Source organism: Rhizobium sp. CECT 9324 (genome assembly GCF_918741265.1).
Taxonomy (GTDB): domain Bacteria; phylum Pseudomonadota; class Alphaproteobacteria; order Rhizobiales; family Rhizobiaceae; genus Allorhizobium.
Genome location: NZ_CAKKMZ010000001.1, coordinates 2775867 through 2800019, shown reverse-complemented (window position 1 = coordinate 2800019; position 24153 = coordinate 2775867). Strand labels below are relative to the sequence as shown.

Annotated in this window: 22 protein-coding genes; 10 read left to right on the top strand and 12 right to left on the bottom strand. The window is 60.7% G+C overall.

What is annotated here, in order from left to right:
* Nucleotides 1-4: 4 nt before the first annotated feature.
* Together LQ231_RS13730 and LQ231_RS13725 are read right to left on the bottom strand one after the other, a co-directional pair.
* Nucleotides 5-2512 (bottom strand): bifunctional diguanylate cyclase/phosphodiesterase, encoded by a 2508-nt coding sequence (locus LQ231_RS13730; protein ID WP_230171743.1) that lies wholly within the window; start codon nt 2510-2512, stop codon nt 5-7.
* Between the two features lie 151 nt (nt 2513-2663).
* The gene (locus LQ231_RS13725) at nt 2664-3215 is read right to left on the bottom strand and encodes an alpha/beta hydrolase (protein WP_113141564.1); all 552 of its coding nucleotides are present in this window, start codon (nt 3213-3215) and stop codon (nt 2664-2666) included.
* A gap of 344 nt (nt 3216-3559) precedes the next feature.
* Here LQ231_RS13725 and LQ231_RS13720 point away from each other — a divergent pair, with 344 nt between their 5' ends.
* Nucleotides 3560-4363: a DUF2189 domain-containing protein gene (locus LQ231_RS13720; RefSeq protein ID WP_230171742.1), complete on the top strand. Its 804-nt coding sequence runs from the start codon at nt 3560-3562 to the stop codon at nt 4361-4363.
* Between the two features lie 81 nt (nt 4364-4444).
* Here LQ231_RS13720 and purB read toward each other — a convergent pair whose 3' ends face one another.
* From purB to rpe, 3 genes are all read right to left on the bottom strand, one after another.
* Entirely contained in the window at nt 4445-5746 is a 1302-nt protein-coding gene (gene purB, locus LQ231_RS13715; RefSeq protein ID WP_230171741.1) for an adenylosuccinate lyase, read from the bottom strand.
* Nucleotides 5747-5819: 73 nt separating this feature from the next.
* Nucleotides 5820-6347, bottom strand: coding sequence for a hypothetical protein (locus tag LQ231_RS13710; RefSeq protein WP_230171740.1), 528 nt, complete (start codon nt 6345-6347; stop codon nt 5820-5822).
* 94 nt (nt 6348-6441) lie between these two features.
* Nucleotides 6442-7119, bottom strand: coding sequence for a ribulose-phosphate 3-epimerase (gene rpe, locus LQ231_RS13705; protein WP_230171739.1), 678 nt, complete (start codon nt 7117-7119; stop codon nt 6442-6444).
* 187 nt (nt 7120-7306) lie between these two features.
* On the opposite strand from rpe, the gene LQ231_RS13700 reads away from it, so the two are divergent.
* On the top strand, nt 7307-8071 hold the full coding sequence (locus tag LQ231_RS13700; protein WP_230171738.1) for an SDR family NAD(P)-dependent oxidoreductase: 765 nt from the start codon (nt 7307-7309) through the stop codon (nt 8069-8071).
* Between the two features lie 5 nt (nt 8072-8076).
* Here LQ231_RS13700 and LQ231_RS13695 read toward each other — a convergent pair whose 3' ends face one another.
* Nucleotides 8077-9153 (bottom strand): branched-chain amino acid ABC transporter substrate-binding protein, encoded by a 1077-nt coding sequence (locus LQ231_RS13695; RefSeq protein ID WP_230171737.1) that lies wholly within the window; start codon nt 9151-9153, stop codon nt 8077-8079.
* A gap of 180 nt (nt 9154-9333) precedes the next feature.
* Here LQ231_RS13695 and LQ231_RS13690 point away from each other — a divergent pair, with 180 nt between their 5' ends.
* The 7 genes from LQ231_RS13690 to LQ231_RS13660 are packed head-to-tail and all read left to right on the top strand — an operon-like array spanning nt 9334 to nt 15069.
* Nucleotides 9334-9825, top strand: a complete 492-nt coding sequence (locus LQ231_RS13690) for a flavin reductase family protein (protein WP_230171736.1) — start codon at nt 9334-9336, stop codon at nt 9823-9825.
* Between the two features lie 24 nt (nt 9826-9849).
* Nucleotides 9850-10779 (top strand): MoxR family ATPase, encoded by a 930-nt coding sequence (locus LQ231_RS13685; protein WP_230171735.1) that lies wholly within the window; start codon nt 9850-9852, stop codon nt 10777-10779.
* A gap of 4 nt (nt 10780-10783) precedes the next feature.
* Nucleotides 10784-12058 carry a VWA domain-containing protein gene (locus tag LQ231_RS13680; RefSeq protein ID WP_230171734.1) on the top strand — a complete coding sequence of 425 codons (1275 nt, stop codon included), beginning with the start codon at nt 10784-10786 and terminating at the stop codon, nt 12056-12058.
* On the top strand, nt 12055-12384 hold the full coding sequence (locus tag LQ231_RS13675; protein WP_113141556.1) for an XdhC family protein: 330 nt from the start codon (nt 12055-12057) through the stop codon (nt 12382-12384). The genes LQ231_RS13680 and LQ231_RS13675 overlap by 4 nt, the downstream gene beginning before the upstream one ends.
* The gene (locus LQ231_RS13670; RefSeq protein WP_230171733.1) at nt 12384-13091 is read left to right on the top strand and encodes an XdhC family protein; all 708 of its coding nucleotides are present in this window, start codon (nt 12384-12386) and stop codon (nt 13089-13091) included. The genes LQ231_RS13675 and LQ231_RS13670 overlap by 1 nt, the downstream gene beginning before the upstream one ends.
* Nucleotides 13088-14734: a molybdopterin-binding/glycosyltransferase family 2 protein gene (locus tag LQ231_RS13665; RefSeq protein WP_230171732.1), complete on the top strand. Its 1647-nt coding sequence runs from the start codon at nt 13088-13090 to the stop codon at nt 14732-14734. Before LQ231_RS13670 ends, LQ231_RS13665 begins: the two co-directional genes overlap by 4 nt.
* Nucleotides 14735-14742: 8 nt before the next feature.
* Entirely contained in the window at nt 14743-15069 is a 327-nt protein-coding gene (locus LQ231_RS13660; protein WP_230171731.1) for a TfoX/Sxy family protein, read from the top strand.
* A 3-nt stretch (nt 15070-15072) separates the two neighbouring features.
* On the opposite strand, the gene LQ231_RS13655 is transcribed toward LQ231_RS13660, so the two are convergent.
* The 6 genes from LQ231_RS13655 to bcp form a co-directional block, all read right to left on the bottom strand.
* Complete coding sequence (locus LQ231_RS13655) at nt 15073-15480, bottom strand: NUDIX domain-containing protein (protein WP_230171730.1); 408 nt, start codon at nt 15478-15480, stop codon at nt 15073-15075.
* 7 nt (nt 15481-15487) lie between these two features.
* Nucleotides 15488-17029: a DEAD/DEAH box helicase gene (locus LQ231_RS13650; RefSeq protein WP_230171729.1), complete on the bottom strand. Its 1542-nt coding sequence runs from the start codon at nt 17027-17029 to the stop codon at nt 15488-15490.
* Between the two features lie 144 nt (nt 17030-17173).
* Nucleotides 17174-17797, bottom strand: coding sequence for a LysE family translocator (locus tag LQ231_RS13645; RefSeq protein ID WP_230171728.1), 624 nt, complete (start codon nt 17795-17797; stop codon nt 17174-17176).
* 54 nt (nt 17798-17851) lie between these two features.
* Nucleotides 17852-19162, bottom strand: a complete 1311-nt coding sequence (locus LQ231_RS13640; RefSeq protein ID WP_230171727.1) for a M23 family metallopeptidase — start codon at nt 19160-19162, stop codon at nt 17852-17854.
* Between the two features lie 123 nt (nt 19163-19285).
* Nucleotides 19286-20128 carry a ferritin-like domain-containing protein gene (locus LQ231_RS13635; RefSeq protein WP_230171726.1) on the bottom strand — a complete coding sequence of 281 codons (843 nt, stop codon included), beginning with the start codon at nt 20126-20128 and terminating at the stop codon, nt 19286-19288.
* Entirely contained in the window at nt 20128-20595 is a 468-nt protein-coding gene (bcp, locus tag LQ231_RS13630; RefSeq protein ID WP_230171725.1) for a thioredoxin-dependent thiol peroxidase, read from the bottom strand. Before bcp ends, LQ231_RS13635 begins: the two co-directional genes overlap by 1 nt.
* Before the next feature lie 122 nt (nt 20596-20717).
* Here bcp and LQ231_RS13625 point away from each other — a divergent pair, with 122 nt between their 5' ends.
* Nucleotides 20718-24122, top strand: coding sequence for an AsmA-like C-terminal region-containing protein (locus LQ231_RS13625; RefSeq protein ID WP_230171724.1), 3405 nt, complete (start codon nt 20718-20720; stop codon nt 24120-24122).
* Nucleotides 24123-24153: the final 31 nt, after the last annotated feature.

Sequence of the window (24153 nt, the reverse complement as noted above, 5' to 3'; positions counted from 1 at the left end):
CGGATCAAATGCCTTTGGCCAGAAATGCGGTCGTTGCGATAAAATCCATCGGTTTTGCCAATCCGAAGCCTTGAAGCGTGTGACAGCCAAGCCTTTTCAGGATGGCGACATGATCTTCGGTTTCGACCCCTTCTGCGATTACCCTGATATTGAGCGACTTCGCTATTCCGATGATCGATTTGGCGAGCGCGCGCTGTTCCTGACTGCTTGGCAGTTTGTGAATAAGCTGGCGGTCGATTTTCAACGTCTTCGGCTTGAGATTGAGAAGGCCGACAATGGAGGCGTGACCAGTGCCGAAGTCATCGATCTCGATGTCGATGCCCAGATGGCGCAAATGGGCGAGATTGCTCATGGCAACCGCGTCATTGCTGTCGAGAAACACTGTTTCCAGCAGTTCGAACGATACGATTCCCGGTTCGATATCGAGGTCGGTCAGCAATTGCGGCAGTTTCGGGTCGTTCAGCCGTTTGGCGGAGACATTCACGGAAATCTTGGGGATGCCCAGGCCCATCGCGCGCCACTGCCTGAAATCGACGAGAGCTTTCTCGAGGATGAGGCCATCAATCCGAGCCAGGACACTCATTTCTTCAGCGATCGGCAGGAAGCGGTCCGGCGCCAATAGGCCATGTTCCGGATGCTGCCATCGCGCTAGGCACTCTGCGCCGACCACTGCGCGGCTGCGTGCGTCGAACTGCAACTGATAGAAAGGGACGATTTCGTTGTTTTCCAGCGCATGCAGAAGATCGTCCGACAGTCGCCGGTGATTGGCGAGGATCTTGCGGCTGCCCTGCGAATAAAATTCGTGGCGATTCCGGCCTAGGTTCTTGGCGTTGTAGAGGGCGATATCGGCGTTCAACAGCATTTGCTGCGGATCGATGATATCGCCATCAGAATGGGAAATGCCGATACTGGCCCCGAAGCGGCATTGATGGCCATCGTGGGTTACGGGTTGGCTGAGTTCGGCGATGATCCGATCGGCCAATTGAGACAGTGTTTTGGTCTTGCCGTCGAAGGCGACGAGCAGGACGAATTCGTCTCCGCCGATGCGCGCGACAAAATCACTGGCACGAATATTGGTGCGCAGGATACTGGCCGCATGTTTGAGCATGGCGTCTCCCGCGCTATGGCCCAGCGTGTCATTGATCTGCTTGAAGCGATCGAGATCGACATGCAAGACGGCCAGCCGGCCGAAGGTATTGGTTTTTGATTTCTGCCATTCGTCGAGCTTTGTTTCGAGATAGCGGCGATTTGGCAGGCCGGTCAGATAGTCATGGAGCGCGCTGTATTCGGCCGTCGCCCGGGTCTGCTCCAGTTCGGCATTGCGCGCTTCAGCCAATGTCTTGGCCCGTTCGAGTTCCTGGCGCAGGCGATGATCCTCGCTCACGTCCCAGTTGACGCCGATCATCTTGAGGTGGCCGTCGTGATCGATATAGGGCAGGCTGTTGGAGCGAATATACCGCACCGAACCGTCGTCTGCGATGATGCGATAATCGTCGGTGAAGGGTTGCAGTTTGCTGATGTGCTTCTCGACATGGGCCAGGGTGCGCGCCCTGTCATCCGGATGGAGCTTCGATTCCCAAAACTCGCCTATGCGGATGTCGTCCCCCTTCTTGACCTCGAAGATACGCCGCATGCTGTCATCCCAGTCGCTGGTACCGGATGCGAAATCGGTTTCGAACACGCCGATCCTCGACACGTCGAGCGCAAGTTTCAAGCGCCGCGAAATGCGCTCCAGCCATTCTTCCTGTTCCTTGCGCGCAGTGACGTCCGTATCCGTCCCCGTTATGCGTGCCGGCTGGCCGTTTTCGTCCCATTCGACGCAGGCTCCGCGGCATTCGATCCAGATATAGTGGCCATCCTTGTGGCGCTCGCGATACTGGAAAACCGTGTAGTCCGGGTCGCCGGCATTCTGCCGCGCGATGCAATGAAGCGTCCTTTCGCGGTCCTGGGGGTGGACCATTTCGAGCCATTGCTCAGTGGTCGTCGGGATTGGATCCTCCGGTGCCATGCCGCGCAACTCGCGCCAGACGTCCGAGTAGTAGAGCTGGCCGTCAAAGCGCTGGTCCCAGACGCCGGAAAGCGAGCTGCGCAGCGCATTGTTCCAGCGGCTTGCGTTGATTTCGAGATCCGCGATCGTGGCTTTCAGCGCAGAGATGTCCGTCAGCTGCACCAGGGCCTGAAGTCCGCCCTCGTCGGTCACTTGGGATGATAGGGCGGCCAGGCATGTTGCATATGCCTGGGTGGTGCCAAATCGGATCTCCAGATTGCTGATGATCGAGCCCGTAAAGGCTGACGACAGGGCCGCCAGAAAAAGTGGGCGATCGTCTGGATGCAGCGAATCCATGAGACTAGATGAGCCTGCACGGAACTCAGTCGTGAGCGCCGAAAACGCCACATTCTCGACAATCAGCGCACAACTTGCATCGATTAACGCTGCCGCGATCGGCATGCTTTCGATGCCGATTTGCCGGTCTATGCCGGATGGGTCCTGATAAAGAAAGTTTGGCTGCAATAGCTTTGCTCACATGGAACGCAGAACATCGTGCCATGCTAGGTTTTTCGTCTTAATATCGCTTTAATGCGCAATGCTAATAAAACTAAGGGTATAGTTCGGAAACGATCCGCATATCTTGCGCATTGTACCGATTTGAAGCGATCATCCCTTATTTCAGTTTTCCGATAAATTGCGCGAAAACCATCGTGCCTTCCGGCCAGGGTCCATGCCCTGAATCTGCGTTGATATGGCCGGACTCGCCGGCGTCTACCAAAAGAGATCCCCAGCTGTTGGCGACGTCCTCGGCATGGTCGTAGGCGCCAAACGGGTCGTTGCGGCTGGCAACCATCACCGATGGAAAAGGCAGCGGATCGCGCGGGTACGGTCCGAATGTCATCAAGTGTTTCGGCCTGATTTCGGCGTTGGCCACATCTGGCGGGGCGACCAGAAACGCGCCGGCAACACGCTGCTTGAATTGCGGCACGGCATGAATCACAGTCGGAACACCGAGCGAATGCGCCACCAGCACGACTGGGCGTGTCGATGCGTTGACCTCGGCAACCAGCCGGGCGACCCAGTCTTCGCGCACGGGCTTTGTCCACTCCGCCTGTTCGACTCGGCGTGCGGTGGAGAGTTTTGTCTCCCAGCGGCTCTGCCAGTGGTCTGGGCCAGAATTGGTGTAGCCGGGGACGATGAGGATATCTGCTTCAGAGACTTTCATGCGCCCTATCTGCGTTCGCCTCCTTCCGACGTCAAGATGCCCGAGCGCATAGGTGGCGCGAAAAATTGGCATGGCGCCGTGTCGGGCGGAGAAAACCAACAGGCACTACGGGGGGGGCGGGTCGTTCATCGGTCGCAGGAGACGCCTCTGCCGGGCGATTGAAATCTGTTGGAGATCAGACCGATCAGACGTACAGTATCGTTGAAAAACAACCGCCACCTATCGGTGACCTCGCACCAGGCTTACGCCGGCGACTGCCGGGTGGACGCGACGGTATGAGACGTACCGCCTTCTGAATTTCATTGCCAGACTGCAGACTTGCTTTGCTTGAGGAGGAAATGAGGATGTCGAACTTTCATGTCATGACCGGCTCAGCCGGTGTTCTGGAACGGCCGGATATACGGCGCATAACGGTGGAGGATGTCTTCGATGCGCTGCGCGCGGGCGTTGACGACTTTCGCGAACAGCCGTCGCATTATGCCTTTGTCTGCCTGATCTATCCTATCGCGGGCGCGATCATGATCGCATGGAGTGCCGGGGTCGAGCTGCTGCCGATGGTCTATCCGCTGATGTCCGGCTTTGCGCTTCTGGGGCCACTGCTTGCGCTTGGCCTGATGGAAATCAGCCGGCGGCGGGAGAGGGGCGATGATACGAGCTGGTCGCATGTCTTTGCCCTGCGCAAGTCTCCGGCCCTGCCTTCCCTGCTGATGATGAGCCTCTATCTGCTGACTTTGTTCATGGTCTGGCTGATCACGGCTCGGGCGCTCTATCTGCATTTCATCGGCGACTATCCGGCGCCCGGTTTTATCGGCTTTGCCTCTGGCGTGCTTTCGCATCCGAACGCCATGGCGCTGATTGTCTGGGGCAATCTGATCGGATTCGCGCTTGCCCTGATTGCTCTGGTGATCAGCATTGTGGCGTTTCCGCTGCTTCTCGATCGCGACGCCGGGGCGGCGACCGCGGTGCACACGTCGGTTCGGGTCAGCATGCTCAACCCGGTGCCCGTTGTCGTCTGGGGGCTGATCGTGGCCGCATCGCTTGCGGTCGGCATGGCGACCATGATGGTCGGCCTTGTGGTGATCATGCCGATCCTCGGTCACGCGACATGGCACCTGTACCGAAAGCTTGTGGTGTCGTCGCCGCGCTGAGTAAAGCTCTGCGCCTGGAGAAAGAAAAAGGCCCGGTCGCTCAAAGCGCCGGGCCATGATCGTCATCGTGTTCCGTGCGGCTCAGCCGAAGACGCGTCTGAAAATCGTGTCGACATGTTTGGTGTGATAGCCGAGGTCGAATTTTTCGCGGATTTCCGCTTCCGGAAGTGCTGCGCGAACTTCGTCGTCGGCGAGCAGTTCCTCGAGGAAATCAGCACCCTTTTCCCAGACCTTCATGGCGTTGCGCTGGACGAGACGGTAGCTGTCTTCGCGCGAGATGCCGGCCTGCGTCAGTGCGAGCAATACGCGCTGGCTCATGACCAAGCCTTTGAACTTGTTCATGTTTGCAAGCATGTTTTCCGGGTAGATCACCAGCTTCTCTATGACTCCGGCCAAGCGGTTCAGGGCAAAATCGAGGGTGATCGTCGTGTCTGGGCCGATTGCGCGCTCAACGCTCGAATGGCTGATATCGCGCTCGTGCCACAGCGCCACGTTTTCCAGTGCCGGGACGACCGACATGCGTACGAGACGGGCAAGGCCGGTCAGGTTCTCGGTCAGGACCGGGTTGCGCTTGTGCGGCATGGCGGAGGAGCCCTTCTGGCCCGGTGAGAAGAACTCTTCGGCTTCCAGAACTTCGGTGCGCTGCATGTGGCGGATTTCGATGGCGACGTTTTCGATCGACGAGGCGATGACGCCAAGCGTGGCGAAAAACATCGCATGGCGGTCGCGCGGGATGACCTGGGTCGAGATCGGTTCGGCGACCAATCCCAGCTGTTCACAGACATATTCCTCGACGCTTGGATCGATATTGGCAAACGTGCCGACGGCGCCCGAGATCGCACCAGTGGCGATTTCGGCACGGGCGGCGACCAGGCGGGCGCGGTTGCGGTGCATCTCGGCGTAGAAACGGGCAAAGGTCAGGCCCATCGTCGTCGGTTCGGCATGAATGCCGTGGCTGCGACCGATGCGGACCGTGTCCTTGTGTTCGAAGGCGCGGGTCTTGAGGGCATTCAGAACCCGGTCCATGTCTGCCAGCAAGAGGTCGGCAGCGCGCACCAACTGGATGTTCAGCGTGGTGTCGAGCACGTCCGACGATGTCATGCCCTGATGCACGAAACGGCTGTCGGGGCCGATGAATTCGGCGAGATGCGTCAGGAATGCGATGACGTCATGCTTGGTGACGGCTTCGATCTCGTCGATGCGGGCGACGTCGAATTCCGCAGCCGAGCCCTTTTCCCAGATGGTCCTGGCGGATTCCTGCGGAATTACGCCGAGATTGGCGAGCGCGGTGCAGGCGTGGGCCTCGATCTCGAACCAGATGCGGAACTTGGTTTCGGGCGACCAGATGGCGACCATTTCTGGCCGGGAATAGCGCGGGATCATCGGGATTTCTTTCGTTCAAACGGGAGACTGGCTTACGCAAGCTGGCCCGCTTTAGCAAAGACCACCGACAAGCTCAACGGTTACGGCGCGACATAGCGAGGCTGACGACAAACAGAAGCAAAAATGCGAAGGGGAGGAAGTGGCGCAGGCCGAGCACGGCAAACTGGTAAAGCGCGGACGCGCTCGTAAAGATCTGCTGTAGAAACCAAACGCGAGATAGAAAAGGCGCGTGCCATTGCGCATAAAAAATGCGGTATTGCAGGGCGAAAAGCCCGGCGGTCACGGCGATCGTGCCCATGCCGAGAAAGAGGAACCAGGCGGCCAGTACCGTTTCCGACTGTCGGCCGAAGGCAGCGACGCGGATTATTGGCAGAGCGGTCAGCCAGGCCAGAGCGCCACCGGCGCCGTAAATGAAGGCAAGAAGCGGCTGGTGACTGCCGCCGGATCGTCCCAGCAGATGGACGGACAGGGTGAAACATCCGGCCATTGCCAGACCCCAGGCGATTGCGCCGAAAAACCAGAGCGTTGCGGGCGGTCGGCTGGCCGAAAATCGGGAAACGGGCCTTGATCCGCGCGAGAATGTCGCTGCGCTCGTCGTCATGGGATCTGCGGCGAAAGGCATGCGATATCACTGGCACTTGTCGGCAGCGGAAGGCATATGGCGGCGCGAGCCACGGTGCATTCCTTCAATCGCCTCAAGCCCTTCCTCCTTTGGCCGCCATGCGCAGAGTGTCGATCGTTTTGCGGTAGTCGTCAACGCCCTTGCCCTGATAGATGGCGGAGCCCGCGACCAGCACATTCGCACCGGCCTTGGTGACCAGCGGCGCCGTCGCCGCCGTGATGCCGCCGTCGACTTCGAGGTTGATCGGTCGGTTGCCGATCAAGGCATTTGCCTTGGCGATCTTGTCGGTCATGGCGGGGATGTATTTCTGGCCGCCGAAACCCGGATTGACGGTCATGACCAGGATCAGGTCGAGATCGTCCATCACATGCTCGATGGCTGAGAGTGGCGTTGCCGGATTGAGCGACACGCCGGCCTTCTTGCCAAGGGCCCGAATGGTCTGCAGCGAGCGGTGCAGATGCGGACCGGCTTCGGCATGCACGGTGATGATGTCGCAGCCGGCATCGGCGAAGGCAGCGAGGTAAGGATCCGCCGGCGCAATCATCAGGTGGCAGTCGAAGATCGCCTTGGTATGCGGGCGAAGTGCCTTGATCACGGCAGGTCCGAAGGAGATATTCGGGACAAAGTGGCCATCCATCACGTCGAGATGCACCCATTCGGCACCGGCATCGACGACATCGGAGACTTCCTGTCCAAGCCTGGCGAAATCGGCAGCAAGAATGGAAGGCGAAATCAGCAGCGGGCGGGTCATGGGGCAGGGTCCTCGATGGCAGTCGTTGTTGCGGCTGCCCATAGCATCGCGTGCCTTTCGCGGCAACCGTCGTGGGCCCCGACGATCTTGGCAGGTAGGCGGGATCCCGCGCTGTGCGATCTTGACTGTTGGCAGCGGTCCCGTCATCCATCGTCAACGGGGTGGAGCCCCGGCAGGGAGGACGGACATGCACAAATTTACCATTATCACCGGCGGCAGTTCAGGTATCGGCCGGCATCTGGTCCATGCGTTTGCGGCAGCAGGCTACGACATTGCCTTCACCCATCTCGGCCAGATGGATGCGGCTGACGAAGTGGTGCAGGACGTTGCCCATCATGGCGTCCGGGTGATCGGGCACGATACCGACGTTGCCGATAGTGCCGCCGTCGCAAGTTTCCTCGATCAGGCCATCTCATGGGCGGGGCAGGCGCCGGATGTGCTGATCAACAATGCCGGAATCCAGACCTGGGCGCCGCTGCTTGAGTTGTCCGAGGAGCGCTGGGACATGGTCATTCGGACCAATCTCAAGGGCACGTTCCTCAATACCAAGCTGACCGCGCAGCGCATGATCGATGCAGGCAAGGGCGGCTCGATCATCAATCTCGGCTCCGGCTGTAACAAGCTCGCCTTTCCCAAACTCGTCGACTACACGGCCTCCAAGGGCGGCATCGAGCAGTTTACCAAGGTGTCGGCGGTGGAACTGGGGCCTTATGGCATCCGGGTCAACTGCATCGCGCCAGGCGCCATTGAAACGGCAAGGACGCAAGCCGAAGCGCCGGACTACGGCAAGACTTGGGGTGATGTCACGCCGCTAAGACGTGTCGGTACGCCCGAGGATCTCGCAGGCCCCGCCCTGTTTCTGGCCGGCGATCAGTCGAGTTTCGTCACCGGCCAGACGATCTGGGTCGACGGCGGCGTGTTCAGCCAGGCCTTCTGGCCCTATCGTGACTAGCATTCCTACTGGGTGCTTGCGGCGACAGGTACAAAGACGCCGTCCTTCCACTCGACAATCCGATAAGGGTTATCTGCCAGTTCATGCCCCTCGGTGAAGGTGATCGGTCCAATCACCGTCTCGAACATGGTGCCTGTGAGGGCATCCGTCAGGGGCGTGCCCATGGCCGACGATATACCGGCTGCGTCCGCGACGATGGTGACTGCGGCATGCGCTGGCAGTAGATAGCCGTCCGGCGGGCGATTTTGCTCGGCCAGGGCCGCGTTTACCTCGTCCGCCGATGGGCCTTCCGGTGTCTCCGTCAACGCCACGGCCATGACGCCATTGCGCAGCGGCACGGGCTCGTCGGCGGCCTGCATCGCATCACCGGCCAAAATCGTCAGGGGGATTTTCTCCGCGGCCGCGTCGCGGGCGATGATCGCGACATCATTGCGGTCACCGCCGATGAAGACATGCGTCGCGCCAGCCTTCTGAAGGCGGCGGACCAGAGCCAGCTGCTGCTCCTGACCCGGACGCAAGGTGTCGGTGAAGACGGGCTTCAGACCGCGTTCTTCCAGGCTGTTGCGGATCGCCTCGGTGAGTTCGCGGCCACGGATGGTACCGTCCTCCAGAAGTGCCACGGGTTCGCTCGCCCAATCGCGCAGAATGAAGTCGGTGAGTATCTGCACTTCGGATTCTGCCGTCGGCGCAAGTCTGAAGAAAGGCCAGCCTTGCTTGGCCGCATCCTCCATCAGTCCTTTCCAGCGCACCGATAGCGAGATGGCCGGGATGTTCTTGTCCGCGAGAAGGGGCAGCCCGCCCTCGAGGCTTTCGCTGCAGAGGAAACCGATCGCGGCCGTGACCTCAGCCTCGGTGATCTTTTTCGCAATGTCGGGGCCGCTACCGGCCTCGCAGTTTTCGTCGATCTCGACGAGGTCGATGGAAAGCCGGCTGGCTGCCAGTTGCGCGCCGTGGCGGACCTGATCGCCAAGCGGTGCAAACATGCCGGTTTTCGGGGCCACGACCGCCAATGTCAGCGGCTTTGCCTCGGAGCCGGCAATGCCGGCAAGCAGAAGGGCGGTGGTGATCAGCAGGCGCTTCATCGGGTCATTTCCATCTCTGTCGCGATGATCCTAGCGCAAAGGTTTGCCGTTTGGAAATGTGCCGAGCTTGGCTTTCTCTTTGGTGCTTTTTTCAAGGCGGCCGGCCCGTTGTGGAAAAGGTAAGGCTTGCGGCCCATATTCGCCTCGGCTACGGAGCTTGGACGTGCAGGGAGACGGCATTTGAAAATCGAGAATTTGGATCCGGTCATCTATCGCGACGCGATGAGCCGCTATGCCGGCCATGTGCAGATCGTGACCACCCAGCATGACGGGATCCGGCGCGGTGTGACGATTACCGCGGCCTGCTCGGTGTCGGACAAGCCCCCCACCGTTCTTGTCTGCCTGAACAATGGCAATGCCAATAACATCGTCATGTTCGAAAGCGGGCATTTCGCCCTGAATTCGCTTTCCGATCACCATCGTCCGCTGGCCAATGCCTTTGCCGGTTTCGATGGTCTTTCCGTCGACGAGCGATTTGCGCTGGCCGAATGGCAGGTGATGGCGACCGGATCGCCTGTGCTTGTCGAGGCGGTAGCCGCCTTCGACTGCGTTGTCGTGGATCGCAAGGTGACGGCCACCCATACCGTCCTGTTCGGTGAGGTCAAGGCGGTGCATTTTGGCCCGAAAAACGCCCCGCTCATCTATCTGGACCGGGGCTACCACACGCTGTAAGCTCTTTCTCAAACAGGAGGAGACATGGCGGATACCTCTACAAAGGGACTGCCGGAATCAATTGATTCTGTTGTGGAAATTCTTGCGGCCGAGGATTATCTCGCCGGTCGGTCGCTGGCGACCGTGTTGTTTCTGGCGTTGAAGATGAAACGGCCGCTGTTTCTCGAGGGCGAAGCGGGGGTCGGCAAGACCGAGGTCGCCAAGGTGCTGGCCAAAGCCCTTGATAGACCGCTGATCCGACTGCAGTGCTATGAGGGTCTGGACGTCGCATCCGCCGTCTATGAATGGAACTATCCGGCACAGATGCTGGAGATCCGCATGGCGGAAGCCGCCGGTGTATCCGATCGCGACCGTCTCGAACATGACATCTTTTCCGAGCGATACCTGATCCGCCGGCCGGTTCTTCAGGCTCTGCAGAGCGCTCCCGGCCGGGCGCCGGTCTTCCTGATCGATGAACTCGACCGCACCGACGAGGCCTTCGAGGCTTTCCTGCTGGAAGTGCTGTCCGATTTCCAGGTGACCATCCCGGAGTTCGGCACGGTGAAGGCGGCCGAACCGCCCATCGTCATCGTCACCAGCAATCGGACCCGCGAGGTGCATGATGCGTTGAAACGGCGCTGCCTCTACCATTGGGTGGACTATCCGACGGCGGCCGACGAGTTGGCCATCATCCGCCGCAAGGTTCCGGGCTGCAATGAACAGCTTTCGCGGCAGATCGTTGCCTATGTGCAGCGATTGCGGACCATCGACCTGTTCAAGAACCCGGGCATTGCCGAAACCATCGACTGGGCGACGGCACTGACAGAACTCGACCGACTGGCGCTCGATCCGGAAACCATTGCCGACACGCTGGGGACACTGCTGAAATACCAGGAGGATATCGCCCGCATTCAGGGCAGCGATGGTCAGAAGGTGCTGTCGGAGGTCAAGGCTGAACTTCTGGCGGCGGGCTGAGCCGATGCAGACGCCTGGCGCGGGACCTGACAAAAGAGATGGGATCGTGGCGTCTCTGCCCGTTCAGGGAGAGGGCCGACTGGCCGACAATATCGTGCATTTCGCCCGTGTGCTGCGCAAGGCCGGCTTGAAGCCGGGCCCGGGGGCGGTGATCGACGCTATCGAAGCCATTGATACGATTGGTATTGGTTCCCGGTTGGAGTTTCATGCGGCAATGGCTTCGATCTTCGTCAAGCGGCATGAGGATCAGCCGGTGTTCGACGAGGCTTTTGCGATCTTCTGGCGCGGTCGCGACCTTGTCGGCAAGATGATCGCGCTGATGTCACCGGTGGCGATGGATCTCAGTGAGCGGCAAAAACCGAAACCGGGATCGGCGCGGGTCAGCGATGCGCTGTTTGCCGAGAAGAACAGGCCAGCGCGGGAACGCAACGAACCCGATATCGAGATTGATGCCCGGTTGACCGTGTCAGGCCAGGAAGTGCTGCGGCAGATGGATTTCGGCCAGATGACTTCAGGCGAACTGGCGCAGGCACGACGGGAAATCGAACGCCTTGCCATGCCCTTCGACAAGGTATCGACGAGGCGTTTCCGTGCGTCGACACGGGGTCGCTACGTTGACCAGAGGGCCAGCATGCGCCAGGCGCTCAGAACCGGAGGCGATCTGATGCTGCCGCGTTTTCGCGAACGGCGTCAGCGTCCGCCGCCGCTGGTGGTGCTTGCCGACATTTCGGGTTCGATGAGCCAGTACAGCCGGATCTTCCTGCATTTCCTGCATGTGCTGAGCGAGCGCCGGCAACGGGTGCATACCTTCCTGTTCGGCACGCGGCTGACCAACGTCACGCGGCAACTACGCCATCGCGATCCGGACGAGGCGATCGACCAATGCACGGATGCCGTGGCCGACTGGTCGGGCGGCACCCGTATCGGCGAGACACTGCGACTGTTCAATCGCCAATGGGCACGCCGCGTTCTGGGCCAGGGCGCCGTCGTGCTTCTGATCACTGACGGTCTGGAGCGGGATGATGTCGAGACCCTGGGCGTGGAGGTCGACCGATTGCACCGCTCGTGCCGCAGACTGGTCTGGCTGAACCCGCTGTTGCGGTTTTCAGGTTTCGAGGCTAGAGCGCGCGGGGTCCGGGCGATGTTGCCGCATGTTGACGAATTGCGTGCGGTTCACAATCTCGAGGCCTTGGGCGACCTTGTCAGGGCGTTGTCCGGCCCGCCCGAGAGAGACGCCGATCCGCGTCGGTTCCTTGCATCCATGAAAGGTGTGTCATGACCAAAGACAGCTTGCGGCATGATCCGCTGGTGATTGCTGAAGAATGGATCGGGGAAGGCCGCGATGTCGCCATCGCCACGGTGGTCGAGACCTGGGGCTCGGCGCCTCGGCCCGTCGGCAGCCATTTGGTGATCGATCGCGACGGCAATTTCGAGGGGTCGGTGTCCGGCGGCTGTGTCGAGGGCGCGGTGATCACCGAAGCGCTCGACGTGCTGGACAGCCGGCAGCCGAAGATGCTCGAATTCGGGGTGGCGGATGAAACTGCCTGGCGGGTCGGCCTGTCCTGCGGCGGGCGCATTCGTGTCTATGTCGAAAGGCTCGGCTGATGGATCCGGCGCATCTGAAGGCTCTGAACGCGGCCAGACGCACGCGCAGCGCTGTCATGCTGGTGACAGACCTGGCGAATGGCCATGACAGGCTGGTTCTGGAAGGCGAGGATGTTGACGGCCCGCTTGGCGAGGCGGTTGCGCAGCATTTCCTTTCGGGGAAAGCCGGGGCGGTGCAGATCGATGACCGGCACCATTTCCTTAATGTCTATCTTCCGCTGCCGCGCATCGTGGTGATCGGTGCCGTACATATCAGTCAGGCACTGGTGCCGATGGCCCAGCTTGCCGATTTCGACGTGACGATCATCGATCCGCGTACCGCCTTTGCGACGCCGGAGCGCTTCGCCGATGTCGAGCTGATCGCCGACTGGCCACAGGACGTTTTCCCGCAGCGTCCGCTCGATCGCTATAGCGCCTTGGTGGCTGTCACCCATGACCCCAAGATCGACGATCCGGCGATTGCTGCTGCACTTGAGGCGCACTGTTTCTATGTCGGTGCGCTTGGAAGTCGAAAAACCCATGGCAAGCGGGTCGAACGGCTGCTGACGGCAGGCTTCGGGCCTGAGCAGATCGGGACGATCTCTGCACCGATCGGGCTCGACATCGGGGCGGCGACACCGGCGGAAATCGCCGTTGCGGTGTTGGCGGACATCATCCGCGCCTTTCGCCGCCGCACGCTTGTCTCGTCGACAGGGGACGCCGCATGATCTTCGGCAGCGTGGCGGTCGATGAAGCCTTGGGCGCAGTCTTGGCCCATTCGATTTCGCTTGAATCTGGAAAACTGGCCAAGGGCCATGTGCTGGAGGCCCGCGACCTGGATGCATTGCGCGCAGAGGGTATTTCCTCGGTGATCGCTTGCTGTATGGAGCCGGGCGATCTCGGTGAAGATGCTGCGGCTCAAAAGCTCGCTGAGATGCTGGACAGCATTGAAATTCGGCGTTCGCCAGCGACCACGGGCAGGGTCAATTTCTATGCCGAAGCCAATGGTCTTTTTGTTGCGGACAAATCGGTGGTCGATCGGTTCAATCGCATCGATCCCGCCATCACGCTCGCCTGTCTGGCCGATCATGCCGATGTCCGGACCGGGGATCTGGTTGCGACGATCAAGATCATCCCGCTCGCGGTCGCCGGACGCTGGGTCGAACAGGCCTGTCAGCTGCTGCAAACAGGCCCCGCTTTTCAACTGAAACCGTATGTCGCCCATGCCGTGTCTCTGGTCGCCACGACCTTGCCATCGCTGAAAGCGTCGGTGATGGACAAGACAGCCAGGGTTCTGCAGCAGCGGCTCGTTTCGTCCAGCAGCGAACTCACCTCGGAAGTTCGCGTGGCGCATCGGGCCAAGGCCGTTGCAGAAGCGATGAAAACTGCGATTGCGGCTCCACAGAGCACTGAGAAGACGCTGCCCGCCATGATCATCGTCTTCGGCGCGTCGGCGATGAGCGATCCGCAGGATGTCATTCCGGAAGCGATCCGGCTGGCGGGCGGGCGGGTTGTCCAGGTTGGGCTCCCGGTCGATCCCGGCAATCTCCTGGTGCTCGGTTATCTCGGCGACGTGCCGGTGATCGGTGCGCCGGGCTGTGCGCGATCGCCGAAAGAGAATGGTTTCGATTGGGTGCTCAGCCGCCTGCTTGCCGGCGAGGTGCCGACACGTGACGATTTGACCGGTCTTGGTGTTGGAGGATTGTTGATGGAAATCCCGAGCCGGCCGCTGCCGCGTCTGATGGCTACGGCCGATCACAAAGCAGAGGAAATTGCCGTCGTCATCCTTGCAGCGGGTCGGGCAAGTCGCATGGGAGAAGGCGGGCAGCACAAGCTGCTGGCGGAATTCGGCGGCGAGGCGCTTGTGCATCGGGTTGCGCGTCAGGCGGTCGAGGCAAAGATAGGGAAGGTGCATGTCGTCGTCGGGCATCGCGGCGATGAAGTATCCGCCGCGCTTCAAGGGCTGGATGTGACGATCATCGATAATCCACACTACGCGACCGGCATGGCGAGCTCGCTAAAGGCAGGGCTTGAACAAACAGATGTCTCGGAGGCTCCGGGCATGATGGTGCTGCTTGCCGATATGCCGAATGTCGCCACGGACGATATCAGGGCGCTGGCAAAGGCATTTTCCAAGGCGTCCGGAACGGCAATCGTTCGTGCCGTCGCTGACGGGCAGCGCGGCAATCCGGTCATCCTGCCGCGTTCCACCTTCGAAGCGCTCAAGGCGATCGAAGGCGATATTGGCGCACGTCCGGTGATCGAAAGTGCCGGCCTGCCGGTGATCGATGTTGAAATCGGCGTGGCAGCGCGGCTTGATGTCGATACGCCGGAGGCTATCGTGGCGGCGGGCGGTATTCTCAGGGACTGAGCAGACACATGGACAATGATGCGATCGAGGAAATGTTTCAGGCGCTCGGGCCAGTCTCCATCCGCCGGATGTTCGGCGGCAAGGGCATCTATCACCGGGGCATCATCTTCGCGCTCGATCTGTTCGATGAGATCATGCTGAAGGGCGACAGCGAGACGGCGCCGCTGCTGGAGGCCGCCGGTGCCAGGCGCTGGTCCTATGAAGGCAAGACTGGAAAGCCGGTCGCCATGCCTTACTGGAGCGTTCCCGAAGAGGCCTATGACGATCCCGACGAGATGGCGAAATGGGTGCGGCTGGCTTTCGAGGCAGCCATCAGGGCGGACGCCAAGAAATAGGTTTCAGCGCAGATAGGGCAGCAGCGCCAGGGTGAAGGCCGAGAGCGGCTGCGGCAGGTCGTCGAGAGCAAAGAAGCCGATTGCCGACAGCTTGTCCGGCTCGGTCAATTGCGGCTCGCCCTGGATGTCGGTGGTCTTGTAGAGCAGGGAGACCCAGTGCTGGCGATCCGCTTCGATCCGCTGCTCGGACCAGGCGACGAACTCGATCGCGCCGATCGTCAGGCCAGTTTCCTCCTCGGCCTCGCGACGGGCTGCTTGTTCGGCCGGTTCCATATGGTCGACCTTGCCGCCGACGATGTTCCAGTGGCCAGCTTCCGGCGCCTTCATGCGTTTGCACAAAAGCAACTTGCCATCCCGAAGGATGGCAAGACCGACGCCGAGGCCGGGAAAATCAATGCCGGGTGCACCCATGACCGGATCAGGCCTTGGCTGCAGCCACGATCAGCATGAAGGCAGGGATATCATCGCCGAAACCAACCGGTGTCGGGCCGTCATCATGGTCGCGGTGGTGGCTGCGGCGACGCTCGCGATGATCGTCATTGGCCGGGTTCGGCGTCGAATTGTTGCGGGCATTGCGCGGGTTCTGGTTTGGACGCTTGTCCGCCTTGCGCTCGTTTGCCACGGGTGTTTCGATCCTTGCCGGTTCCATTACGACTTCCTCTACAGGCTTAACATATTCTGCGCGCGTTTCGGTTTTGTGACTGCTGCGCTCGCCACGGCCTTCGCGATTGCTATCGCGTGCACGATCACGGCTGCCTTCGCGGCCCTTGTCGCGACTGCCACGCTTGCCGCGACCTTCGTCACTGCTCTCAGCGGGGGCCGGCAAGGCGGAAAGGTCACCATTGTGCCATTCGATCTTCTGACCGATCAGCTTTTCAATGGCATCGAGGAACTTGGAATCGCTGCGGGTCACGAGCGAGAAAGCCGCGCCGGACCGGCCAGCACGCCCTGTACGACCGATGCGGTGGACATAGTCTTCGGCATGGATCGGGATGTCGAAGTTGAAAACATGGCTGACGTCGGGAATGTCGAGACCACGGGCTGCGACGTCGGACGCGACGAGCAGGGTGATCTGGTTATCCTTGAAGCCGGCCAGCATGTTGGTGCGCGAGCGCTGGTCCATGTCGCCATGCAGGGCGCCGACGGAGAAACCGTGGCGTTCGAGCGAACGGAACAGGTCAGCGACGTCCTTCTTGCGGTTGCAGAAGATAATGCCGTTCTTCAGGTCTTCCTGGGAACGGATCAGGTCGCGCAGGACAGAGCGCTTTTCGTAGTCCTTATTGTGCGCGGCGACGAGGCGCTGCGTCACGGTCGTGGCCGTCGAAGACGGCAGCGACACTTCGACGCGCTCCGGGTTCTGCAGGAAGCGGTCGGCCAGTTTCTGGATCTCTGGCGGCATGGTGGCCGAGAAAAACAGGGTCTGGCGGGTGAACGGGATCATCTTGGCGATGCGTTCGATGTCCGGGATGAAACCCATGTCGAGCATGCGGTCGGCTTCGTCGATCACGAGGATCTCGACGCCGGTCATCAGAAGCTTGCCGCGCTCGCAATGGTCGAGCAGGCGGCCAGGGGTGCAGATCAGCACGTCGGCGCCGCGTTCCAGCTTGCGGTTCTGCTCTTCGAAAGACACGCCGCCAATGAGAAGCGCGACATTGAGCTTGTGATTCTTGCCGTATTTATCGAAATTTTCGGCGACCTGGGCGGCGAGCTCGCGGGTCGGCTCGAGAATCAGTGTGCGCGGCATGCGGGCGCGCGCACGGCCGTTTTCCAGGAGCGTCAGCATGGGGAGAACGAACGAAGCGGTCTTGCCCGTACCTGTCTGCGCGATGCCGCAGATATCCCGGCGCTGCAGGGCAGGCGGGATCGCACCGGCCTGAATCGGCGTCGGGTTAACATAGCCGGCATCGGTGACGGCTGAGAGGACTTTTTGGCTCAAGCCAAGGTCAGCAAAAGTGATCAAAGGGAAGTAGTTCCGTTCCTGTTCTTACGAACATCCATGAATCGCCCTAAACGCGGGCCTTAATGGAAGGGGCGAATAGTCCCAAACTACCTGAAAGTCAAGGAAACTGAGGTATCTGGCGCAACAAAGGCTTAACAGCTGTGCTTAACTGCTGCGGGTTGTCACAAGGATCTGAATACCAGCCAGTGCCAATGCGGAGCCGGCAATCCGGTTGGCGCGTCTGATAATTGACGGCGTGCGCAGAAGGGCGCGGGCGCGATCGGCAATCCAGACATGGCCACCGATGACCGCGCACTCGACCAGAACAATGACCATTGCCAGTCTGCCATAGTCGCCCATGCCGAAACTGGTGCCGACAAAGCCGGGCAGCAGCGCAAGATAGAACAGTGGCATTTTCGGGTTGCCGAGATTGAGCGCAACAGCGGTCAGGCAGATGCTGACGAGGTCGCGTGGGCCGCCGCCTGCCTTGATTTCGGGAACGACGGCCGGTTCGGTCCAAAGCCGATAGGCCATGTAAATCAGGTAGGCAGCGCCGGCATAACGCAGGACGGTCATCAACAGGCCCATTTCACTGGCAATGATCGACAGGCCGAAGGCGGCAAGGCCGAGATAGATCAGGATGCCGAAGACTGTGCCGATGCCATAGGCGATGCCCGAAGCGGGACCATGCGAAACCGTTCGGGCAACGATGGTCATGTTGTCAGGACCGGGGGAGGCGGCAAACAGGAAGAAGGCCAAGGCAAAGGCAAGCAGCGACATCGTGTCCATGGCAGGCTCCAATCACATTGTTGCCTGCAATCATTGGGCGAAACCGTGGGCGCGTCAATTGATCAGGGTGGTCAATTTCATGCCGGCATTGAGAAAGCGGATCGGATCAACCGCTTCCTTGCCGCGGCGGACTTCGTAGTGCAGATGCGGTCCGGTGGAGCGACCGGTGGAGCCGGACAGGCCGAGGAGATCGCCGGCCTCGATCTGGTCGCCTTCCTTCACCAGGATACGGGACATGTGACCGTAGCGGGTCGACAGGCCAAAGCCATGGTCGATTTCGACCATGTTGCCATAGCCGCCGGAGGGGGCGGCCGTCACCACCTTGCCGGCGCCCGTCGCGTGAATTTCGGTGCCGGTCGGCGCGCGAAAGTCGATCCCGGCATGCATGGCCAGGCCACCGAAAAATGGGTCCGGGCGATTGCCGAAGCGGCTGGTGATCTCATGGCCGGGGGCAGGATTGGCAAAGGGCAGGCGCCGCGCGGTGTCACGCACGGTCTCCAGTCGCGTCAGGGCCGCATCGAGCGTGTTCAGGGTGGCATTGAAATCATGGTCGGGGTTGGGGGCGATGTAAGGCCCGCCGATCGCATCGGGTTGCGGGGCCAGTGCATCGTCGAGCTGAATTCCACTGCGTTCCAGGATCGCGGCAATCTCGGCGGCTGTCTGCGTGGCGCCGGATGCGAGACTGGCGATGCGGTCCATCTGTTCGCTCTCGATGTCTTTCAGCGACAAGGTCATGTGGGAAAACAGCTTGTCGGCCCGGTCGGCGACGTTTTCCTCCGTCATCGGCACATAGCCAAGTGCCAGGTTTGCCCTGCCGGCCCTGGTCACCGGTTTTGCGCCGAGAAGAGAGGCGAATGCCTGGGTGCTTGTCGTTGGGACAGAGGCTTCGTCCTTGATGCCGATCTGCGGGCGATCCGCCGGCATCGGGCCATCGGTCGGCAGGCTCTCCTGGCCTGATGCCCCTTCGAGAAGCGCGTCGATGCGGCCATGGCGCGAGGTCAGCGCCATCTGCTGCTCCAGCAGTTTTTCAACCTTCTCTTCCACCACCTGCTGATCGAGCAACTGGCGGGAGGTGACCCGGTCGACCTGAGCCCGGAGTGAAGCGATGCGATCTTCGTAATCGTGCTGCATGCGCGCCTGGCGTGCCATTGTGGCGCCGATCAGGTTGTCGCGCAAAACCAGATAGGTGGTGGCGCCGAGATAGCCGATCGCCATGGTGCCGCAAAAGCAGAATGTCAGGGCGACCATCCAGGGGCGGATTGTCATGTGGCGTATCTTGTCGCCGCTGGCGAGAATCACGACGTGTTGCTGACGGCGCTTGCCAAAGACCTGGTTGCTTGCCTTGATTGTCACGTCGTTCCCCATCGCTTCGGCGGCTTACCGCACAGGAAGAGGGTGAAAGCCGGCGCCTAGGCTCTCACTCGTCCATGCGCATTTACGCATGATTAGGGTTAATAAACGCTTAGCCATGGCCGACCGCTCGGTCGGCTACGATGCGTTTTTCGACGACAGAGACCGATAGAATGATGGTGTCAGGCCAGCCTCGGCGCGGGCAACGTCGTTGAATGGCGGCTTGAGGTTTCCGCGGAAATTGGCCCGGACCAAATCCTGGAATGTCTTGGCCGGATCGCGTTTCTCCCGCGCGCAAAGAAAGCGGAACCACTTGGCGCCTACGGCGACATGGCCTTTTTCATCCTCATAGATGATGTTCAACACATCGGCGCTTTCGTTATCACCTGTTTCACGCATCTTCTCTTGCAGGGCGGGCGTCACATCGAGGCCGCGCGCCTCCAGAATCAACGGGACCACGGCAAGGCGGGCAGTCAGGTCGTTGCGGGTGGAATGGGCAGCCTGCCACAATCCGTCATGGGCCGGCATGTCGCCATAGTCCGCGCCAAGGCTGCGCAACCGGTCGCGCACCATGCGGAAATGCTTGGCTTCCTCGAAAGCAACTTTCATCCAGCCGTCGAAGAACGAATGCGGCACGGGTTGCGAGGCGAAGCGGCCGACGATGTCGAGCGCGAGATCGACGGCATTGAGCTCAATATGCGCGAGCGCGTGCAGCGTTGCGATACGTCCGGGCAGGGTGTGAAGCGAGCGCTTCTCGGTGCCTTTCGGGGGAACGAGAACCGGCTTTTCCGGACGTCCCGGACGATCCGGCAAGGGCGGATCCAATGGCGACCGGAGTGACAGACGCCGCTCCTGCCAGCGGACCGCAGCTGTCTGGGCTAGGCTGGTCTTTTCGTCGAGATCTGCGCTCATGATGGCAAGCGTTGCTGCGCCGCGCAGGGAGTGAAACTGGGTCTTGGGCTCTCTCACTGTCAGATCCATCAGAGGGATTGAACCGCCTCGAGCACAGCCTGTGCGTGTCCCGCAACCTTCACCTTTGGCCAGATTTGGGCGATCTTGCCCGCCGCATCGATCAGGACCGTGGTGCGTTCGACACCCATATAGGTCTTGCCGTACATGCTCTTCTCCTTCCAGACACCGTATGCTTCAAGCGCCGTGTGCGCTTCATCGGCAGCCAGGATCACCGACAGGTTATGTTTTGAGGCAAACTTGTCGTGGCTCTTGACCGAATCCGGCGATATGCCGATGACGGTTGCGCCCGCGTTTGCGAATTTTTCAAAAAGATCCGTGAAATCAAGCGCTTCTGTCGTGCATCCTGGCGTGTTGTCTTTCGGATAGAAATAGACAACGGTGGGTTTCCCGGCGACATCAGCGAGGGAAACAGTGCCGCCTCCGGCCTTGGGCAGGGAGAAATCGGGGGCCGCGTCGCCAACTTTCAAATCCGTCATGGGATAACCTTTCTTTCGCCCGCTTTATGGATGATTGTGGGCGTCATCGATATATAGTCCGCTTCGGAGTCGTCCACAGCGACTTGATAGCTGCATCGATAGACGGAGACAATCACCAGGACATGTCGGATATCCGGGGCGAAAAGCTACGGTTTCGCACGCGGGACATCGTTCCGCTGCATGCCCTGCCTTCGGCGCAGGCGGAGGATCCGATGATCGTCCACTGCCCGCCGCGTCGCAGTGTTGCGCGCCGGTGTCTGCGGGGGATCATCGCTTTCATCGGGCTCTGGGCCGTCGTCATCGGCGGGGTGTTTGCCGTCGTCGAAAGCGGCGCGCTGGACGCAGCCCTTGCGCAGCGGGCCGCAGTCGCTCTCTCCAATGCCATGGGGCCACAATTCGACGCGAAGATCGGCCGGACGGAAGTTCGTTTTTCGGGCGGCCTTGATGTGACTGTCGATGCGCATGACGTATCGGTCGTCGAGGCAGCAAGCGGCCAGCAAGTCGCCATGACGCAGTCGGTCAGCTTCATCCTCGAGCCGATGGCGCTGCTCGGGGGGCGGTTCTCCGTTCGAGAAATCGACAGTCAGGGCATTGCCCTAGACGCCCGGCTTTTGCCGAAGCGCGAACCGTTGGATCTCTCCAAATTCCGCATCGACAACATGCCCGCTGTTTTAGACGGCGCTTTCGTCGAACTGGATCGGTTGCAGGGTTTCATCGCGCGCGGCGGGCTCGACCGCATGCGGATCGGCGGGCTCGAAGTGGCCGCGACAAGCGCAAGTGGTCGGCCTTTGACGCTGTCCATCGATGATCTCGCATTGGAGCGGGGCGGGGACGATTCGCTCTCGATCTTCGGTGCGATCTCGGTCAATGGCCAACAGACCGAATTGACGGCGCTGACGACGAATGTGGGCGGCGCGGTCCATTCCATGACGCTTCGGGTTGCCGATTTCCGTGTCACGCCCTTCATGCTGCGGCGATCCAAGGCTGGGCTTGCTCGCCAGGGCATCGACGGTTCGGCGGAACTGGTTCTGTCTGCCAAACGCGATATCGACGGCCAGAAGCCGCAGATGTCGCTGGCGGTCAACACGAGGGCCGCGACATTCTATTCGGACGGCCAGCCGCAGGAAATCACCAAGGCAGACCTGAATTTTTCCTATGACTTCGACAAGGATACGGTCGAAATCGGCGATTCCAGGGCTGAGTTCGGGCCAATGATCCTGCCGCTTTCCGGCGGCTTGATTGATCTCGACCGGCTGCCTGAGGGCAAGAATTTCGGCAAGGGCATAGGCATTGATCTGCTCGTCGCACAAGGGCGTGCCGATGTTCCCTCGTCGGGCGAAGCGGCGTTTCCCTTCGACATGAAGGCTTATGGCCGTTATCTTTTCGACGGCACGCTGCTGCAAGTCGATACGCTGGATGTCTCGACGGCTGGCGGCAAGTTGGTCAGCACGTTGCAGATCCGCTTCGGGGGCACCGGTCCGGAGGTCAAGTTCGACGGCGTCGTCGAGAATATGAAGTCTGCGGTGGTCAAGCAGCTCTGGCCATACTGGATCGCCGACAAACCGCGCAGCTGGGTCTTGCGCAACATCTTCGGCGGCACGGTCTCACATGGCGAAATTTCCGTATTTATCCCGCAGAATCGCCTGTCGCTGGAACCGCGTCCCGTACATCTGGTGGGCGACGAGCTGCGCGTCGGTTTCGACGTTGTCGATGCCAGAGTGAACCTGACCGGCGACATTCCACCACTGCGCGACGCCGATGCCCGGTTCGACATGAAGGGTGAGCGGATCGAGGTGAAGATCAAGTCCGCGGCATCCTACTTCCCGTCCGGTCGCGTCGTGACGCTGGACAGTGGCGCGGTGACGATTGCGCACGCCTATGAGAAACCGTTGATGGCGACCATCAATGTTGCCGTCAACGGCGCTGCGGATGCAGTTGCCGAGTTGGTGTCGTTCAAGCCGATCCAGGCGTTGCAACGTATCGGGTTTGTCGCGGAAAACTTTTCAGGCGGGGTCAAGGGCACTGCTGAAGTCACTCTGGGTCTGATTGCCGATCAAAATCCGCCATCGCCGGTCTGGCGGGCCGACCTTCAACTGGACAAGGTGGCGATCGATAAACCATTCGACGGGCGCAGGATCAGCGATTTTACCGGGACACTCGGCGTCGATCCCAAACTTGCCAATATCGAAGGCTCGGCAAAGATCGATGACGTTCCGATGGACATCCGCATGAGCGAACCCGTCGAGCGGGGCGTCGACAGCGGACGCGAGCGGGTGGTTACCGCCAAACTCGACAATGCGACGCGCAACATGCTCGTGCCGGGGCTTGACGATATCATCGATGGCCCGATTTCGGTGGAACTCACCCGGCTTGGCGATAAGCGTCAGGCGGCGTCCGTCGATCTGCGCAATGCCAATCTCAATATACCGTGGATCGGCTGGTCGAAGGGGCAGGGCATCGGTGCGAAGGCGACATTCGAGCTCATCGAACAGGACGGCCAGACGACGATCGAAAAATTCGTGCTGGATGGCGATGGTTTTGGGGCAAATGGAGAGTTGTCCATCGGCCCCAAGGGTCTGGTCGCAGCCAATTTCAGCAAGGTAAGGCTGGCGCCGGACGATAATCTTTCCATCGCGATCCGCCAGGCCAAAGGCGCCTACAATGTCTCGGTGTCCGGTGCGTCGTTTGATGCGCGATCGCTGGTTTCCAAGCTCAAGGCGCCAGCCACGAAGGGCACGGGCAGCGGCGATGATGTCACCTTGCGGATCGAGGGCAAGATCGATCGCGTCCTGGGCTTCAACGGCGAGGCACTTTCGGGAGCCTCGGTGATCTACAGTGCGCGACAAGGCAAGACGACGGCACTGGATTTTTCCGCCGTGACCAGCAACGGCCAGGCGGTCGTCGCCAAGCTTCGCCGGCCTGAGGGGTTCAGCGAGGTATCGGTCACGAGCAGCGATGCCGGCGCGCTCGTGCGTTTTATCGATCTCTACAAACGGCTGGTCGGCGGACTGGTGAACCTGAAGCTGAACGAGACCCCGAAGGGCGCCTGGGCTGGAAATCTCGACCTGCGCAGCTTTCAAGTCGACAACGAGGAACGTCTGCAATCGATCGTCTCGACGCCGACAGGCAGCGATGGCCGCAGCCTGAACAGCGCCGTGAAGCGCGATATCGATGTCAGTTCCGCCCGGTTCCAGCGCGCTTTCGCGCGGCTGTACTACAATGCCGGCACGCTGAGTGTGGAGAATGGCATCGTCAGGGGGGACCAGATCGGGGCGACGTTCCAGGGCATCGTGCGCGACAGCAGTGGCCAGATAGACCTGACCGGTACCTTCATGCCGGCCTATGGCCTCAACCGGCTGTTTGGCGAGCTGCCGATCATCGGTGCGATCCTGGGCAATGGTCGCGACCGCGGTCTCCTGGGGATCACCTTCAAGCTGACCGGCGCCGTCGAAAAGCCCAACCTCGTGATCAATCCGCTGTCGATCATTGCGCCCGGCGTGTTTCGCCAGATCTTCGAATTCCGCTAACAAAAAACCCGCCGGTTGGCGGGTTTGATGA

Coding starts and splice junctions, on each gene's coding strand:
- LQ231_RS13725 (WP_113141564.1), bottom strand. CDS start 3,215: ATGAAAGTCTCTGAAGCAGATATCCTCATCGTCCCCGGCTACACCAAT.
- LQ231_RS13720 (WP_230171742.1), top strand. CDS start 3,560: ATGTCGAACTTTCATGTCATGACCGGCTCAGCCGGTGTTCTGGAACGG.
- purB (WP_230171741.1), bottom strand. CDS start 5,746: ATGATCCCGCGCTATTCCCGGCCAGAAATGGTCGCCATCTGGTCGCCC.
- LQ231_RS13710 (WP_230171740.1), bottom strand. CDS start 6,347: ATGACGACGAGCGCAGCGACATTCTCGCGCGGATCAAGGCCCGTTTCC.
- rpe (WP_230171739.1), bottom strand. CDS start 7,119: ATGACCCGCCCGCTGCTGATTTCGCCTTCCATTCTTGCTGCCGATTTC.
- LQ231_RS13700 (WP_230171738.1), top strand. CDS start 7,307: ATGCACAAATTTACCATTATCACCGGCGGCAGTTCAGGTATCGGCCGG.
- LQ231_RS13695 (WP_230171737.1), bottom strand. CDS start 9,153: ATGAAGCGCCTGCTGATCACCACCGCCCTTCTGCTTGCCGGCATTGCC.
- LQ231_RS13685 (WP_230171735.1), top strand. CDS start 9,850: ATGGCGGATACCTCTACAAAGGGACTGCCGGAATCAATTGATTCTGTT.
- LQ231_RS13680 (WP_230171734.1), top strand. CDS start 10,784: ATGCAGACGCCTGGCGCGGGACCTGACAAAAGAGATGGGATCGTGGCG.
- LQ231_RS13675 (WP_113141556.1), top strand. CDS start 12,055: ATGACCAAAGACAGCTTGCGGCATGATCCGCTGGTGATTGCTGAAGAA.
- LQ231_RS13670 (WP_230171733.1), top strand. CDS start 12,384: ATGGATCCGGCGCATCTGAAGGCTCTGAACGCGGCCAGACGCACGCGC.
- LQ231_RS13665 (WP_230171732.1), top strand. CDS start 13,088: ATGATCTTCGGCAGCGTGGCGGTCGATGAAGCCTTGGGCGCAGTCTTG.
- LQ231_RS13660 (WP_230171731.1), top strand. CDS start 14,743: ATGGACAATGATGCGATCGAGGAAATGTTTCAGGCGCTCGGGCCAGTC.
- LQ231_RS13655 (WP_230171730.1), bottom strand. CDS start 15,480: ATGGGTGCACCCGGCATTGATTTTCCCGGCCTCGGCGTCGGTCTTGCC.
- LQ231_RS13645 (WP_230171728.1), bottom strand. CDS start 17,797: ATGGACACGATGTCGCTGCTTGCCTTTGCCTTGGCCTTCTTCCTGTTT.
- LQ231_RS13640 (WP_230171727.1), bottom strand. CDS start 19,162: ATGGGGAACGACGTGACAATCAAGGCAAGCAACCAGGTCTTTGGCAAG.
- LQ231_RS13635 (WP_230171726.1), bottom strand. CDS start 20,128: ATGGATCTGACAGTGAGAGAGCCCAAGACCCAGTTTCACTCCCTGCGC.
- bcp (WP_230171725.1), bottom strand. CDS start 20,595: ATGACGGATTTGAAAGTTGGCGACGCGGCCCCCGATTTCTCCCTGCCC.
- LQ231_RS13625 (WP_230171724.1), top strand. CDS start 20,718: ATGTCGGATATCCGGGGCGAAAAGCTACGGTTTCGCACGCGGGACATC.